The sequence below is a fragment of the Parvimonas micra genome (assembly GCF_037482165.1).
Lineage (GTDB): Bacteria > Bacillota > Clostridia > Tissierellales > Peptoniphilaceae > Parvimonas.
Map to the genome: position 1 here is coordinate 309,137 of NZ_CP148048.1, position 15,704 is coordinate 324,840.

A 15,704-nucleotide genomic window follows, 5' to 3' on the forward strand; every position below is an offset into this window, starting at 1 on the left:
AAAATTTCATATAGTGATAAAAACTTTGAGAGTACAAAGAAAAACAATAATTTAGGTGTAAAAAAGTCAGCGAGAGCAGACGAACTTTTAATAGAGAGTTTGATCCTGGCTCAGGACGAACGCTGGCGGCGTGCTTAACACATGCAAGTCGAACGTGATTTTTGTGGAAAGCCCTTCGGGGACGGAAGCGAAATGAAAGTGGCGAACGGGTGAGTAACACGTGAGCAACTTACCTTACACAGGGGGATAGCCGTTGGAAACGACGATTAATACCGCATGAGACCACAAAGCCACATGGCTTAGGGGTAAAAGATTTATCGGTGTAAGATGGGCTCGCGTCTGATTAGCTAGTTGGAAGGGTAAAGGCCTACCAAGGCAACGATCAGTAGCCGGTCTGAGAGGATGAACGGCCACATTGGAACTGAGACACGGTCCAAACTCCTACGGGAGGCAGCAGTGGGGAATATTGCACAATGGGGGGAACCCTGATGCAGCGACGCCGCGTGAGCGAAGAAGGTTTTCGAATCGTAAAGCTCTGTCCTATGAGAAGATAATGACGGTATCATAGGAGGAAGCCCCGGCTAAATACGTGCCAGCAGCCGCGGTAATACGTATGGGGCGAGCGTTGTCCGGAATTATTGGGCGTAAAGGGTACGTAGGCGGCCTATTAAGTCAGGTGTGAAAGCGTGAGGCTTAACCTCATTAAGCACTTGAAACTGGAAGGCTTGAGTGAAGGAGAGGAAAGTGGAATTCCTAGTGTAGCGGTGAAATGCGTAGATATTAGGAGGAATACCGGTGGCGAAGGCGACTTTCTGGACTTTTACTGACGCTCAGGTACGAAAGCGTGGGGAGCAAACAGGATTAGATACCCTGGTAGTCCACGCCGTAAACGATGAATGCTAGGTGTTGGGAGTCAAATCTCGGTGCCGAAGTTAACACATTAAGCATTCCGCCTGGGGAGTACGGTGGCAACACTGAAACTCAAAGGAATTGACGGGGACCCGCACAAGCAGCGGAGCATGTGGTTTAATTCGAAGCAACGCGAAGAACCTTACCAAGGCTTGACATATAGTTGAGTTATTGAGAAATTGATAAGTCCCTCGGGACAACTATACAGGTGGTGCATGGTTGTCGTCAGCTCGTGTCGTGAGATGTTGGGTTAAGTCCCGCAACGAGCGCAACCCTTATCTTCAGTTGCCAGCATGTAATGATGGGGACTCTGGAGAGACTGCCGATGACAAATCGGAGGAAGGTGGGGATGACGTCAAATCATCATGCCCTTTATGTCTTGGGCTACACACGTGCTACAATGGTTGGTACAACGAGAAGCTAGACAGTGATGTTAAGCAAAACTCTAAAAACCAATCTCAGTTCGGATTGTAGGCTGCAACTCGCCTACATGAAGTCGGAGTTGCTAGTAATCGCGAATCAGAATGTCGCGGTGAATGCGTTCCCGGGTCTTGTACACACCGCCCGTCACACCATGGGAGTTGGCAATACCCGAAGCCGCCGATCTAACCGCAAGGAGGAAGGCGTCGAAGGTAGGGTTAATGACTGGGGTGAAGTCGTAACAAGGTAGCCGTATCGGAAGGTGCGGCTGGATCACCTCCTTTCTAAGGAGTACAAAGAACGACAGTTCAATTAAAGTTCTTAGTTTTATCACTATATGGGCCTGTAGCTCAGCTGGTTAGAGCGCACGCCTGATAAGCGTGAGGTCGGAGGTTCGAGTCCCCCCAGGCCCACCATTACAACAATAGAAACCTGACAATTAAAGAGAAATATATTTCTGGTCAAGCGACCAAGGGCATAAGGTGAATGCCTTGGCACTGAGAGCCGAAGAAGGACGTGACAAGCTGCGAAAAGTCTCGGGGAGGAGCAAATATCCTGTGATCCGGGAATGTCCGAATGGGGAAACCCACTTGAGCAAACCTCAAGTATCTTGTTGTGAATACATAGCAATAAGAGGGAATAGTTGGTGAACTGAAACATCTAAGTAGCCAGACGAAAAGAAAGAAAAAATTCGATTTTCAAAGTAGCGGCGAGCGAAATGGAAAGAGCCCAAATTAAGTTAAGGAAGAAGAAAGATAGTTGAATGGTCTGGGAAGATCAACCGAAGAAAGTGAAAGTCTTGTAAACGAAATCAGACTTATTCTGACTTAGAAAGAGTAGCATGGGACACGAGAAATCCTGTGTGAATATGGGGGGACCACCCCCTAAGGCTAAATACTACTCAGTGACCGATAGAGAATAGTACCGTGAGGGAAAGGTGAAAAGAACCCCGGGAGGGGAGTGAAATAGAACCTGAAACCTTATGCCTACAAGCAGATAGAGTCTTAAGAGAGATGATATCGTACTTTTTGTAGAACGGGCCAGCGAGTTATGGTGTGCGGCAAGGTTAAGTAATGAAGTTACGGAGCCGTAGGGAAACCGAGTCTGAATAGGGCGGATTAGTCGTATGCCATAGACCCGAAACCAGGTGATCTATCCATGGGCAGGTTGAAGTGAAAGTAAAATTTCATGGAGGACCGAACCGGGTAGCGTTTAAAAGCTATCGGATGACTTGTGGATAGGGGTGAAAAGCCAATCGAACTTGGAGATAGCTGGTTCTCCTCGAAATAGCTTTAGGGCTAGCCTCAATTTAGTTTACAGGGGGTAGAGCACTGAATACCGTAGGGGTGTTAGACATTACCGAAAGTTATCAAACTGCGAATACCTGATAAATGATGATTGGGAGTCAGACTATGTGGGATAAGCTTCATAGTCAAAAGGGAAAGAGCCCAGACCACCAGCTAAGGTCCCTAAATATAGATTAAGTGGTAAAGGATGTTTTACTACTTAGACAACCAGGATGTTGGCTTAGAAGCAGCCATACATTTAAAGAGTGCGTAATAGCTCACTGGTCAAGTGGTAGAGCGCCGAAAATGAACGGGGCTAAAATCTAATACCGAAGCTGTGGACTAATGTAAATTAGTGGTAGAGGAGCATTGTGTAAGGGGTGAAGCTAAGTTGGAAGACGAAGTGGACTTTACAGAAGAGAGAATGCTGGCATGAGTAGCGAAAAGGAGGGTGAGAATCCCTCCCGTCGAAAGCCTAAGGATTCCTGAGGAAGGCTCGTCCTCTCAGGGTAAGTCGGGACCTAAGCCCAGGCTGAAAAGCGTAAGCGATGGACAACAGGTTGAGATTCCTGTACTATCTTTGAATGTTTGAGAGAAGTACTGACGCAGGAGGATATGTTGAGCGTGTGAATGGTAGAGCACGTCTAAGCAAGTAGGTAGAGAATAGAGGCAAATCCCTATTCTTAATATCGAGATGTGATGGGGAGCGAAAAATAAGTAGTGAAGCAACAGATTCCAAACTGCCAAGAAAAGGTACTATTGAGTGAGAAGATACCCGTACCAAAACCGACACAGGTAGGCAAGGAGAGAATCCTAAGACGCGCGGAAGAACCTTTGTTAAGGAACTCGGCAAAATGACCCCGTAACTTCGGGAGAAGGGGTACCATTAGATGTGAAGGGCATACGCCCAGAGCATAGAGTGGTCGCAGAGAATAGGCCCAAGCAACTGTTTACCAAAAACACAAGTCTCTGCTAAATCGAAAGATGAAGTATAGGGGCTGACACCTGCCCGGTGCTGGAAGGTTAAGGGGAAATGTAAGAGCAATCGAAGCATAGAACTTAAGCCCCAGTAAACGGCGGCCGTAACTATAACGGTCCTAAGGTAGCGAAATTCCTTGTCGGGTAAGTTCCGACCCGCACGAAAGGTGTAATGATTTGGGCACTGTCTCAACAAAGGATCCGGTGAAATTGTAGTAGTCGTGAAGATGCGACTTACCCACGATAGGACGGAAAGACCCCGTGGAGCTTTACTGTAGGCTGGCATTGGAATTTGGTATTAAATGTACAGGATAGGTGGGAGACTGAGAAACGAGAGCGCCAGTTTTCGTGGAGTCACTGTTGGGATACCACTCTTTTGATACTAAATTTCTAACTTGATACTCTGAAGCGAGTATAAGGACACTGTCAGTTGGGCAGTTTGACTGGGGCGGTCGCCTCCTAAAGAGTAACGGAGGCGTTCAAAGGTTCCCTCAGAATGGATGGAAATCATTCTAAGAGTGCAAAGGCAAAAGGGAGCTTAACTGCGACACCAACAAGTGGAGCAGATAGGAAACTAGGACTTAGTGATCCGGTGGTACCGAGTGGAAGGGCCATCGCTCAACGGATAAAAGCTACCCCGGGGATAACAGGCTTATCTCCCCCAAGAGTTCACATCGACGGGGAGGTTTGGCACCTCGATGTCGGCTCGTCTCATCCTGGGGCTGGAGTAGGTCCCAAGGGTTGGGCTGTTCGCCCATTAAAGAGGCACGCGAGCTGGGTTCAGAACGTCGTGAGACAGTTCGGTCCCTATCCATCGTGGGCGAAGGAAATTTGAGAGGAGCTGTCCTTAGTACGAGAGGACCGGGATGGACAGACCGCTGGTGTATCAGTTATCATGCCAATGGTAATGCTGAATAGCTAAGTCTGGAAGGGATAAGTGCTGAAGGCATCTAAGCACGAAGCCCCCCTCAAGATGAGATTTCCTGTTGCAGCAATGCAAGAGAGATTCGATACAGAAAATGTCGTAGATAGGTCAGAGGTGTAAAGGTGGCAACATCAAAGCTAACTGATACTAATAAATCGAAAGCTTGACCAGAAATATATACTCTTTAGTTGTAGGGGTTTTAAACAGAAATATATGAAAAGAAAAGAAAAAGTACAAAAGTAAACAAGTATGGCTGTGATGGCTAGGAGGATACACCTGTTCCCATCTCGAACACAGAAGTTAAGTTCCTAAACGTCGAAGGTACTAGTACATCTCGTACTGGGAGAATAGAAAACAGCCAAACTCCTAGGTAGCTCAATGGTGGAGCACCCGGCTGTTAACCGGTAGGTTGTGGGTTCGAGCCCCACCCTGGGAGCCAATTGTGCCGGGGTGGCGGAACTGGCAGACGCACAGGACTTAAAATCCTGCGATGTTAACTCATCGTACCGGTTCGATTCCGGTCCTCGGCACCAGTTTAGTTTTTATATCGCGGGATGGAGCAGTTTGGTAGCTCGTCGGGCTCATAACCCGAAGGTCGTAGGTTCAAATCCTGCTCCCGCAACCATAAGAATAATCGAAAGATTATTCTTTTTTTGTACAAAAGTTGGCTTAAATTGAATAAAAAATTTATATTATATTATTATATTATTATATTATATAATTACTCAAGATTTGATTTTAAAGCATATTTGTGTTAAAATTATATGATAAGGAGGCAAATATGAAAGAGAATTATCAATTATTATTAGACAATATAATAAAAGAAAATGAAAAAAATAATATTGTTCCAACTCTTCTACTACATTCATGTTGTGGACCTTGTAGTAGTTATTGTCTTGAATATTTGTCTAATTATTTTAGAATTACAATTTTTTACTATAATCCAAATATTTACCCTAAAGAAGAATATTTTTTTAGAGTTGAAGAGCAAAGAAAATTGATTAAAAAAATTAATGGGAAATATCCTATAAATATGGTTGTTGGTAAGTATGATGTTGATAGATTTTATAAAATTGTAAAGGGAATGGAAAAAATGAAAGAGGGTTCTGTTCGTTGCCACAATTGTTATGAATTACGATTAAGAGAAGCTGCACTATTAGCAAAATCTGAAAATTTTGACTATTTTACAACAACGCTCACAATTAGTCCTCATAAAAATTCACAAATTTTAAATCAGATAGGACAGAAAATTGCTGAAGAAGTTGGAGTAAAGCATCTTCCGTCTGATTTTAAAAAGAGAAATGGATATAAAAGGAGTGTTGAACTTTCTTTGATGTTTGGAATGTATAGGCAAGATTATTGTGGTTGTATCTTTTCTAAGATGGAGAGAGAAGAATTTAAAAAATTAAAAGAAAGCTCATAGCCTTCTTTTCTTATGTTCTTGTAGTTAAACGGATATAACAGTCCCCTCCTAAGGGACCGTTGTGGGTTCGATTCCCGCCAAGAACGCCAAGAAAGTACATTATTAAATGTACTTTTTATTTATAGTGAATAAACAAACACCCATATGACATAAAGAGTTATGTGGAAATAGAAATTTCACTGTTTTTGCATAGGAGAAAATAATGAAAAGTTTTTTTAATTTTATTTTTAGTAGGATTTTTTTCATATTTTGTATGGTTTTAATTCAACTAGCTCTTTTAACATTGTTTATAATCTATTTTAATAGATATTTTATTTACTTGTATGGAACAAATTTGATTTTTGGTATAATTTTCACATTTATTATTATAAATGATAATATTAATCCAGCATTTAAAATAACTTGGATACTAATTGTGGTGGTACTTCCATTTTTAGGCGGATTAATTTATTTAACTTTTGGAGAAAAAAGACTTTTGAAGTCTGTTAAAAAAAGACTTTTTAATTTTTCCATAAAGTTTAAAGATTCAATGGATCTTTCAAAGGATTATGATATTGAAAATTTGAATGCGGCTGATATGAATGTTTATAGACAAGCTAAGTATATAAATAGTGTGACTGGGAGCCCAATTTTTTTTAATACTAAAACAAAGTATTTTTCTTCAGGAGAAGAGAGTTTTGATGAGTATTTAAATGATTTAAAATCAGCAGAAAAGTTTATTTTTATGGAATATTTTATTATTTCAGAAGGTTTTTTCTTAGATTCTGTTTTAAGAATACTAAAACGAAAAGTAAAAAATGGAGTAGAAGTTAAAATTATTGTAGATGATTTAGGTAGCATTTTTACAATTTCAAATAAAAAACTTGCTGACATTAGAAATTCTGGAATAAAAGTTGTAGAATTTAATCAAGTTAAAGGTATTATTTTACCAAAACATAATAATAGGACTCATAGAAAAATGACTATTATTGATGGAAAAATTGCTTATACTGGTGGAATTAATATAGCTGATGAGTATATAAATTTATACGAAAAATATGGTTATTGGAAAGATTCAGTTTTAAAGCTTGAAGGTCATGCTGTAGCCTCTTTCATAAATATGTTTATTTCTCTTTGGGACTATTCAACTGGAGAAAATACTGATATTTTGAGTTTGTATGATAAAAGTGACCTTGAAAAAAAATCCAGTATTAAGGACGATCTTGGCGTAGTAATTCCTTTTTCTGAAACACCAGTTATGGAATCTACAAGTGAAAATATGTATCTTAATATGATTAGACGAGCAAATAGATATATTTATATAACAACACCCTATTTAATAATAACTTGGGAAATGGAAAAAGCTTTAATAAGTGCTGCAAAAACAGGCGTTGATGTTAGAATTATAACACCACATATACCAGATAAAAAATATGTTCACTTACTTACTAGGTCTTTTTATAAAAATCTTGTAGAAAACGGAGTGAAAATATATGAATTTGAAAAGGGATTTATCCATGCGAAGAATTTCCTTTGTGATGATGGATTTGTTGTAATAGGGAGTATTAATTTAGATTACAGGAGTCTTTATCTTCACTTTGAATGTGCAGTTTGGACATTTGGAACTCCTATAGTAAAGGATGTTAAGGAAGATTTCGAAAATACTTTAAAAGAATCTATAGAGATTACTCCAGAGTGGATAAAATCAAGAAAATTAATAACAAGAATATTGCAATCGCTGTTAAGGCTGTTTGCACCATTAATGTAAGGAGAACTTTTACTCATAGTAAAAGTTTTTTTTAAATAGTATTAATTAGAGCGATTTAATGTTGACAAGATTTACTTTCAAAATTGTACATATTATAAATATTATGATAGAATAATAGTCTAGAATATTATAAAAATGGAGATATTTATGAGAAATATTATGCTCACAATTAGTTACGATGGAAGCTTGTTTTTTGGATTTCAAAAGCAAGAAAATGTTGTAACTGTTCAGGGAGAGATAGAGAATGCCCTAAAAAAAATTACCGGAGAAAATATTAAAATTATTTCAGCAGGAAGAACTGATAGAGGTGTCCATTCTTTAAGACATATAATTAATTTTCATACTGAAAGTAATGTAGGAATTTTAAATTTTAAAACCGCTTTAAATCATTTTTTGCCTATTGGAGTTAGAGTTTTAGATTCTAAGGAGGTTTCTGAAAATTTTCATTCAAGATTTGATGCGAAGATAAAAACATATAAATATATTTTAAATTTAGATGAAGTTATGGACCCTATTTATTACAATTATAAGGCTAATTTTCCATATCCTTTAGATATTGATAAAATGCAAAGAGCAAAAGAATATTTTATTGGAAGAAAGAGTTTTAAGTCCTTTATGGGTCCAAGAACAGGGAATACTAATCCTATTAGGGAGATTAATTCTTTTGAAATGTATAAAGAAAATAATGACTTAATTTTTTTAATTAAGGGTCAAAGTTTTATTAGGAATCAAGTTAGAATAATGGTGGGAACTCTAGTAGATATTGGTAGAGGATTAATTGAAGAAGATGAACTTGAAAAAATTTTAGATAGTGAAGACAGAACTAAGGCTGGAGTAACTTTAAGTCCAAATGGTCTTTATTTAATGGAGATTTTATATGACAAATTTTAAAGATTTAGATTTTTTAGTTGAGAGTTTACGAGAAGTTGATAATGGTAGAAATCACATTTTGATAACTGGTAATATTAAAGTTGGGAAAAGTACACTTTTAAATGCTTTTATAGAAAAATATTACAAAAATTCTAAAATTGATGGAATTATGACTGAGCTTGTTATTACTGATAAATTTCGAATTGAACTTTTTAGATATGGAACAGAAGAAAGATTTGTTATTGGAGAAAGAGAAAAAGAAATGAAATTCTTTGACGAGATTTTCTTGAAAAAAAGTTATGAATTTATTGAAAATTTTAAAGATAATGATATTTTAGTTTTTGATGAGATAGGGAATAAAGAATTACATTTAAAAGAATACTGTAAAAAATTAATTTCTCTTTTTGAAAATAATAGAATTTTTGCAGTACTTAAGAAAGGTGGAAATCCAGTAATTGAAAATTTGGATAAATTAGAAAATTTTGTAATTTTTGATTTGGATAAGTTTTATGAATAGAGATGAGTATTTTATGAGTCTTGCTTTGAAAGAGGCAAAAAAGGCTTATGATAAAGGAGAAGTACCGGTTGGTTGTGTAATTGTTAAAGATGATAAGGTAATAGCTAGGGGACATAATCAAGTTTTGAGTAGAAAAAGTGGAGTTTATCATGCAGAAATTATTGCTATCAATAAAGCGGGACAAAAACTGGGCGATTTTAGACTTGAAGATACTGAACTCTTTGTAACTCTTGAACCTTGTTGCATGTGTGCAGGAGCTATTGTAAATAGTAGGATAAGTAGAGTAATTATTGGAGTAATGGATGTGAAAAGGGGTTTTTGTGGCTCAATCGAAAATGTATTAGATAGGCAGGAACTTAATCATAGGTCAATTATAAAGCTAGGAGTATTGGAACAAGAATGTTTAGAAATTTTGCAAGATTTTTTTAAAAATTTAAGGAGTGAAAAGAAAAATAAATGAAATTAGTAGTTTGTTTAGATGAAAATAATGGCATTAGGTTTTTTGGTAAAAGACAAAGTCAAGATGAGTTGCAAAGAAAAAATCTCTTTGAATTAATTGGAAATTCAAAAATTTTTTTAACAGAATATAGCTATGATTTATATAAGGAAATAGAATTTAATTTTGAAATTATCGATGAAAATATAGATATTGATGAAGACTCAGTATTTTTATATGAAGGAGAATTTTTAGATAAATTTTTACCTTTTATTGATGAAATAATAGTCTATTTTTGGAATAGAGATTATCCTTTTGATGAAACATTTGATGAGTTTGAACAAGATTGTTGGAAGGAAAAAGAAGTTTTAGAATTTAAAGGAAAAAGCCATGAAAAAATTACTAGAAAAATATTTGTAAAGGAGAATAAAGATGAATAATAAGATTAGAATTGATAAGAAAAATATTAAGATTTTTGGAACTTTATTACTTATTATTATTGCATTATTTATTGCTTTTTTTACATATAGGTATGTTGAAAATAAAAATACTAGTAATACTAATATCGTTGGACTTGATATAAACAAACTTCCAGAATATAATGGAAAGCCTTATGTGGTCATAAATAATAATGAGCCAAATTTTGATAAAAGTGAACTAGTTGCTGAATCTTTTGAAAAATATTCAGAACTTGATTCCTTAAAAAGATGTGGAGTTGCTGATTCAATAATTGGTCAAGACTTAATGCCAACTTCAAAAAGAGAGAATATTTCCTCAGTAAAGCCAACAGGATGGAAATCTGTTAAATATAACGGAATAGATGGTGGAAATTTATATAATCGTTGCCATTTGATAGGGTTTCAACTTGCAGGGGAAAATGCAAATAAAAGAAACTTAATAACAGGAACAAGATATTTGAATACAAAAGGAATGTTACCTTTTGAAAATATGATAGCTGATTATGTAAAGGAAACAAATAATCATGTAAGATATAGAGTAACTCCTATTTTTGTAGATAAAGAACTTGTAGCAAGAGGTGTTCAGCTAGAGGCCATTTCCATTGAAGATAATGGAAAGGCGATTAAATTTAATGTATATTGTTTTAATGTCCAACCCGATATTGAAATAGATTATAAGACAGGAAATTCTTGGAAAAAATAATTAATAAAAATAAAATAATGTTAAAAGATTAATGTTGATTTTTTATCTAAAAATGTGATAAAATTATCTGGTAAAAGTTTTTAATCGATACAATTAAAACTTTTTAATATTTTATAAGGAGGTATTATAAATGATTCAGTTCAAAAATGTAACAAAAATTTTTTCTAAAGGAGTTAAAGCTGTTGATAATATCAGTTTTACTATTGATGAGGGAGAAATTTTTGGATTTCTAGGTCCTAATGGAGCGGGAAAGAGTACAAGTCTAAAAATGTTGGTTGGAATTTTAGAACAAACAGAAGGTAAAATTACAGTTAATGGAGTTGATACTCTTGAAAACTCTATAAAGGTAAAAGAAATGATTAGTTATGTTCCTGATAATCCAGATATTTATACAAAAATGACTGGAATAAAGTACTTGAATTTTATCGCTGATATTTATGGTATAGATGAAGAAGTCAGAAAAGAAAAAATTGAAGAGTATAATAAGAAATTAGAGTTAGGAGATGCAATTTACAGTACAATAGATAGTTATTCACATGGTATGCGTCAAAAATTAGTATTGATTGGAGCGTTGATTACTTCTCCTAAGGTTTTAATTCTTGATGAACCAATGGTTGGACTAGATGTTAAAACTTCTTTTAATTTAAAAAACATTTTAAGAGAGTTTGCTGATGCTGGAAATACTGTAATATTTTCAACACATGTTATGGAAGTTGCAGAAAAAATTTGTGATAAATTAGTTATTATTAACAAAGGAAAAATTGCATTTTGTGGAAGTTTATCAGAATTGAAATCTGCAGATCATTCTAATGAAGATTTGGAAAGAATATTCTTGGAGTTGACTGACGATGAAACAATCTAAATTATGGACTTTAATAAAATATTTTGTTTCAATTGATTTTTTTGCAATTTTATCTATAAGACAAAATTTAAAAACAAAAGGAAAAAGAGCAGCCAGTTTTCAAGGTGCTGCAGGCATAATATTTCTTGCTATAATGTTTATCTGGGGAGCTCCTAAACTTGGAAAATTCTTAGCTAGTAATTTTCAAACAGCAATAGGTAGTGCAAGTATAACTACTTTTTCTGTAGGAATTTTTGTTATAACATTATTCTTATCATTGGCAACAGCTTTTGTATTCATTGAAAAGAATAATGAAACTGAAATATTATTATCTTTGCCAGTATCTGGTAGTGATATATTTTTATCAAGAATTTATTCTTTAGCAATAACATTTTTCATATCATTCTTTTTGATTTTTGTTATAGCATTTGGAGTAACTGGATATACTCTTGGAAAGGGAATTGATTTTTACATCTTTACTTTTCTAGGATTGATTTTACTTAATTTAGAGGCAATTTTATTAACTGGGGTTATAATACTTATTTTTGGTAAATTACTTAGAACTAGTAAAATATTCAACAGATTTTTAAAATTGATTTATGGATTATTTACAATTGGATTATTTATTGTGTATATGATTTTTACTCAAGCTGCATCAAATCCAGCCCTAGGAGTTAATCTTGGAAAAATTCTTGTAGATTTTGATAAAAAACTTTCATCAATATTTTTCTTTGTAGTTTGGATTAAGAAAATAGTTATTTCTAATGATATTATGACTTCTGTTGTAAATTTAGGAATTGGATTAATTATTTGCATAATTCTTTCATTTTTATTAAAATTCTTTGCAGAGAGAAATTATCTTGAAATTTTAAGAAGTGTAAATGTCGTTTCACAAGAAAGCAAAGCAGTTATTGAAAAAAGAAAAAAACAAGGTGTTGCACATGCAAGACAATATAAACTTATTGTATTAGTAAAGAAAGAATTTAATCAAATCATAACAACTCCAACATATTTTATGCAAGTAGTTATGATTGATTTAATGGTAGTTATTATGTCTTGTATAGCAGTGTATTATGGACTTAAATTTAAATCTCAATTTAAATTTGCTGTAAATTTTGCAGTATCTAACCAACCAATAGTATATTTATTAGCAATAGCATTTGGAATTGGTGCTATTCTAGGACTTTTCTGTGGACTTTCATCACTTACTACAAGTTCTGTATCAAGAGAAGGAAAGGCTTTTTGGGTAATAGCTACTGCTCCAATAGGAATTAATACGCATATAATGTCAAGAATTATTGCTTGTCAAGTATTGCACTTTATTTCTGCAATAATAGTAATATTATTATCAATGATTTTATATATCTTTAATCCTATTTTATATCTTGCAGTTATCCTTGGAATGTCTTTAACTTTATTTACAAGTGGAAGTTTAAATATGATTTTGGGATTAATTAATCCATATTTTGATTGGAAAACACCAAAAGAAGCTATGAATGGTGGTTCTGGTGGAATAAGTGTATTTGTTTCAATTTTGATTAATTATGGATTATATGCATTACTTATATTTGTAACTGTAAAGATGATTAAATGGGATTATAAAGCACCTGCAGTTATTTTAACTAATATATGCATTATTTTATTAACTGCAATAATATCATATTTAATAGACAGAAAACTATTTAAGAGATTATTAAGAAGATTATAATTTCAATGATGTATTACATCAATTAAGAATTTTAAATTTGTTTTTTACAATGAAAAACAGAGTGATTTATTCACTCTGTTTTTTTGCTTTTTTAGATATTCTTATTGTTTCTTTTAATAGATTATTTTTTAATTCCCATAAATCTTTTGAAAGATCGACTTTATATATGTGAGGATTATCAAATCTTTTAAACTCATCCCAAAGACTTTCAATTTCACTTGCACAATATTCTCTAATTTCTTTTATATCTGGAAGTTTGTAGATTAACTCTCCATTTTTGAAAATTTGTTTTAGCATTGGTCTTAAGATATAATCTTCATAAGTTGTAGTTTTCCAAGTATAAATTGGATGAAAAATAGAAATTGGTTTACTTTCATCAATTTTTTCATCGAATAGAGTAATTAAATCAGCTTCAGCTTTTTTTGTCTTTTTATCATATATTCTATATAGATTTTTAACCCCTGGTGTTGTTATTTTATCAACATTTTCTGAAACTTTAATCTTTGGAATAATCTTTCCGTCTTCTTCAATTGCTACTAATTTATAAACTCCACCAAAAACTGGATGAGTTTTTGAAGTTATAAGTCTTTCACCAATACCAAATGAATCAATTTGAGCTCCTTGGTGTAATAAATCTCTAATAGTATATTCGTCTAGTGAGTTTGAAACTACAATTTGTGCATCTTCATATCCAGCATCATCTAACATTTTTCTAGCTTGTTTTGAAAGATAGGCTAAGTCACCACTGTCAAGTCTAATTCCTTTTGGCCTTATTCCCATAGGTTTAAGAATTTCATCAAAAGTTTTTATTGCATTTGGAATACCTGATTGTAAGGTATTATAAGTATCAACAAGCAAGACACAATTATTTGGGAAAGATTTTGCAAAAGCTTTAAAAGCTTCCAATTCAGTATCAAACATTTGTACCCAAGAGTGAGCCATAGTACCAAGAACTGGAATATCAAATAATTTTCCAGTTAATACATTAGAAGTACCATCTACACCTGCAATATAAGAGGCTTTTGCTCCGTATACAGAAGCATCAATTCCCTGTGCACGTCTTGCTCCAAATTCCATAACAGCTCTACCTTTAGCAGCTCTTTTTATTCTATTGGATTTAGTTGCTATTAAACTTTCATGATTTATTATTAATAAAGCTATTGTTTCTATTAATTGAGCTTGAACTGCAGGACCTCTAACGGTCATTATAGGTTCATAAGGAAAGATTACACTTCCTTCAGGAACTGACCAGATATCACATTCAAATTTAAAGTTTTTTAAAAAATTTAAAAATTTATCATCAAAAGTATTTAAAGATTTAAAATATTCTATATCTTCATCATTAAATTTCATTGAATTAAGTATTTCAGTTAAATGTTCTAAGCCAGCAAAAATTGCATAACTAGCACTATCAGGATTTTTTCTATAAAAAATGTCAAAATAAGTAACTTTATTATCCAAATTTTCATTAAAATATCCTTGAGCCATAGTGTATTCATAAAAATCTGAAAGAATTGAAATATTGAATTTACTAAAATTTCTGTTCATAAAATACCTCCATAGAAATTTATTTATTTAATAAGTATTCAAGATCATGATCAAATATACGAATTCTATTATATATTTGTTTTTGCCACTCTGTATCAAAAGTACCGTCATTATTTATAAAAAAGTTAGAATCCATATATCTCATTATTATATAGTTACTATTTTTTTGATCAAAACCGTTTCCCCAAGAAAAATCAATTCCATTTCCGGTATTTCTTGTAACAATTGCCTCAATTAGAGGTAAAGTAATTTCGTTACAAGGAATTCTCATATCAGGAATATTCCAGAATGTTTTTTTCTCCTTTTTGTATATTAAAAGGTTTGAAATTGTACCATTTGATGCACATTGTACTCTACGAATTTCATTAATATTTATGCTATGCTTTGCTCCGGAGATAACACCATTAGAAATACGAATAGCTTTTTCTTTCAAACTACGAGCTAAATCTATATCTAAAGTATCAAGATTATTTGGAAAATCTTTTGTAAGTTTATATGCAGCATGTGCTAAAAGTATAGATTTAGTTTCTAAAATGTTGTGACAATCATTTATAATTGTAGTGTCAGATATAAAGTCTATTGGTGTTGACTTATCTTTTTTTTCAAATAACAAGTTATAGTTTGAATTAGAATTACAATAGCTAAGAGCTATTATATAAGAAATTTCATCAAATGAGATATCAAAACTTTTCTTTTCTTTCTTTGTATCTTCATAAGATACTCCATCTTTTTTTACTGTTAAAAGACTTCCATCTTTACGAGTAAATTTCAAATGTTGCTTTTCAAATATTGTTTTCATAAATCCCCCTTAAGCTTATTTATTATATCGATTCTTATTATAACACTTTTAGTATTTTTTTTCTATTATGATAAAAACAAATTTACCTTAAACTTAATTTCATTATTAAAAATTTAAATTTTTCTAAATGTAAATA

General features: G+C 33.4%; 11 protein-coding genes, 5 tRNA genes and 3 rRNA genes. 17 read left to right on the top strand and 2 right to left on the bottom strand.

From position 1 onward, the window contains the following. Positions 1-87 precede the first annotated feature (87 nt). From WFJ11_RS01465 to WFJ11_RS01545, 17 genes are all read left to right on the top strand, one after another. Positions 88-1,613: ribosomal RNA gene (locus tag WFJ11_RS01465) — 16S ribosomal RNA — on the top strand. Positions 1,614-1,668: 55 nt separating this feature from the next. After that, positions 1,669-1,745 (top strand) — tRNA-Ile (locus WFJ11_RS01470). 43 nt (positions 1,746-1,788) lie between these two features. Next, positions 1,789-4,689: ribosomal RNA gene (locus tag WFJ11_RS01475) — 23S ribosomal RNA — on the top strand. A 77-nt stretch (positions 4,690-4,766) separates the two neighbouring features. Further along, a 5S ribosomal RNA gene (gene rrf, locus WFJ11_RS01480) occupies positions 4,767-4,882 on the top strand. Together the 16S, 23S and 5S rRNA genes with 4 tRNA genes alongside form the textbook arrangement of a ribosomal RNA operon. Then, positions 4,883-4,957 (top strand) — tRNA-Asn (locus WFJ11_RS01485). 5 nt (positions 4,958-4,962) lie between these two features. Further along, positions 4,963-5,051 (top strand) — tRNA-Leu (locus tag WFJ11_RS01490). Positions 5,052-5,066: 15 nt separating this feature from the next. Beyond that, a tRNA-Met gene (locus WFJ11_RS01495) sits at positions 5,067-5,143 on the top strand. Positions 5,144-5,299: 156 nt separating this feature from the next. Then, positions 5,300-5,941, top strand: coding sequence for an epoxyqueuosine reductase QueH (locus WFJ11_RS01500; RefSeq protein WP_338817535.1), 642 nt, complete (start codon positions 5,300-5,302; stop codon positions 5,939-5,941). 14 nt (positions 5,942-5,955) lie between these two features. After that, positions 5,956-6,030: transfer RNA gene (locus WFJ11_RS01505), tRNA-Arg, on the top strand. 113 nt (positions 6,031-6,143) lie between these two features. Further along, positions 6,144-7,688 (top strand): cardiolipin synthase, encoded by a 1,545-nt coding sequence (gene cls, locus WFJ11_RS01510; RefSeq protein ID WP_338817536.1) that lies wholly within the window; start codon positions 6,144-6,146, stop codon positions 7,686-7,688. A gap of 147 nt (positions 7,689-7,835) precedes the next feature. Next, positions 7,836-8,579 carry a tRNA pseudouridine(38-40) synthase TruA gene (gene truA, locus WFJ11_RS01515; protein WP_338817537.1) on the top strand — a complete coding sequence of 248 codons (744 nt, stop codon included), beginning with the start codon at positions 7,836-7,838 and terminating at the stop codon, positions 8,577-8,579. Further along, on the top strand, positions 8,566-9,075 hold the full coding sequence (locus WFJ11_RS01520; RefSeq protein ID WP_323988134.1) for a nucleoside-triphosphatase: 510 nt from the start codon (positions 8,566-8,568) through the stop codon (positions 9,073-9,075). The genes truA and WFJ11_RS01520 overlap by 14 nt, the downstream gene beginning before the upstream one ends. Beyond that, entirely contained in the window at positions 9,068-9,535 is a 468-nt protein-coding gene (gene tadA / locus WFJ11_RS01525; protein WP_338817538.1) for a tRNA adenosine(34) deaminase TadA, read from the top strand. Before WFJ11_RS01520 ends, tadA begins: the two co-directional genes overlap by 8 nt. Beyond that, complete coding sequence (locus WFJ11_RS01530) at positions 9,532-9,951, top strand: hypothetical protein (RefSeq protein WP_338817539.1); 420 nt, start codon at positions 9,532-9,534, stop codon at positions 9,949-9,951. Before tadA ends, WFJ11_RS01530 begins: the two co-directional genes overlap by 4 nt. Continuing rightward, positions 9,944-10,672, top strand: coding sequence for a DNA/RNA non-specific endonuclease (locus tag WFJ11_RS01535; RefSeq protein WP_338817540.1), 729 nt, complete (start codon positions 9,944-9,946; stop codon positions 10,670-10,672). The genes WFJ11_RS01530 and WFJ11_RS01535 overlap by 8 nt, the downstream gene beginning before the upstream one ends. Positions 10,673-10,802: 130 nt before the next feature. Then, positions 10,803-11,534, top strand: coding sequence for an ABC transporter ATP-binding protein (locus tag WFJ11_RS01540; RefSeq protein ID WP_009372732.1), 732 nt, complete (start codon positions 10,803-10,805; stop codon positions 11,532-11,534). Then, the gene (locus tag WFJ11_RS01545) at positions 11,521-13,221 is read left to right on the top strand and encodes a hypothetical protein (protein WP_293440146.1); all 1,701 of its coding nucleotides are present in this window, start codon (positions 11,521-11,523) and stop codon (positions 13,219-13,221) included. Before WFJ11_RS01540 ends, WFJ11_RS01545 begins: the two co-directional genes overlap by 14 nt. Positions 13,222-13,287: 66 nt before the next feature. Here the strand turns inward: WFJ11_RS01545 and WFJ11_RS01550 are convergent, their stop codons facing one another. Continuing rightward, on the bottom strand, positions 13,288-14,769 hold the full coding sequence (locus WFJ11_RS01550; protein WP_293440148.1) for a nicotinate phosphoribosyltransferase: 1,482 nt from the start codon (positions 14,767-14,769) through the stop codon (positions 13,288-13,290). Between the two features lie 19 nt (positions 14,770-14,788). Further along, positions 14,789-15,568: a hypothetical protein gene (locus WFJ11_RS01555; protein ID WP_338817541.1), complete on the bottom strand. Its 780-nt coding sequence runs from the start codon at positions 15,566-15,568 to the stop codon at positions 14,789-14,791. Positions 15,569-15,704: the final 136 nt, after the last annotated feature.